Annotated in this window: 1 protein-coding gene; it reads left to right on the plus strand. The window is 47.6% G+C overall.

Going from position 1 to position 1,165, the window contains the following annotated elements:
- On the plus strand, window positions 1–1,165 hold a 1,165-nt coding region (tuf, locus tag ACQEXU_RS21910; protein WP_427012293.1), incomplete at both ends, for an elongation factor Tu.

Consider the following 1,165-nt stretch of genomic DNA (forward strand, 5'->3'; position numbering starts at 1 on the left):
TGTCTAAAGAAAAATTTGAACGTACTAAACCGCACGTTAACGTTGGTACTATCGGCCACGTTGACCACGGTAAAACAACTCTAACTGCTGCAATCTGTACTACTCTTGCTAAAGTGTACGGCGGTGAAGCGAAAGACTTCGCATCAATCGATAACGCTCCAGAAGAGCGTGAGCGCGGTATCACAATCGCAACATCTCACGTTGAGTACGACACTCCAACTCGTCACTACGCACACGTAGACTGTCCAGGACACGCGGATTATGTTAAGAACATGATCACAGGTGCTGCACAGATGGACGGTGGTATCCTAGTTGTTGCTGCGACAGATGGCCCAATGCCACAAACTCGTGAGCACATCCTACTAGGCCGTCAGGTTGGTATCCCATACATCATCGTCTTCATGAACAAATGTGACATGGTTGATGATGAAGAGCTTCTAGAGCTAGTAGAAATGGAAGTTCGTGAACTTCTATCTGAGTACGACTTCCCAGGTGACGACCTACCAGTAATCCAAGGTTCTGCACTAGGCGCACTAAACGGTGAAGAGCAATGGGAAGCTAAGATTGTAGAACTAGCAGAAGCGCTAGACAACTACATCCCAGAGCCAGAGCGTGCAATCGATCAGCCATTCCTAATGCCAATCGAAGACGTATTCTCAATCCAAGGTCGTGGTACAGTAGTAACTGGTCGTATCGAGCGTGGTATCCTAACAGTAGGTGACGAAGTTGCTATCGTAGGTATCAAGGAAACAACTTCAACAACATGTACTGGTGTTGAAATGTTCCGTAAGCTTCTAGACGAAGGTCGCGCTGGTGAGAACGTTGGTGCACTACTACGTGGTACTAAGCGTGACGAAGTTGAGCGTGGTCAAGTACTAGCAGCTCCAGGTTCAATCACTCCACACACTAAGTTTGAATCAGAAGTATACGTACTGTCTAAAGATGAAGGTGGCCGTCATACTCCATTCTTCAAAGGCTACCGTCCACAGTTCTACTTCCGTACAACTGACGTAACTGGTAACATCGAGCTACCAGAAGGCGTAGAAATGGTAATGCCAGGCGACAACATCAAGATGACTGTTGAGCTAATCGCACCAATCGCGATGGACGAAGGTCTACGTTTCGCGATCCGTGAAGGTGGCCGTACAGTTGGTGCTGGTGTTGT

It is taken from the genome of Vibrio sp. TRT 21S02, assembly GCF_050113675.1.
Lineage (GTDB): Bacteria > Pseudomonadota > Gammaproteobacteria > Enterobacterales > Vibrionaceae > Vibrio.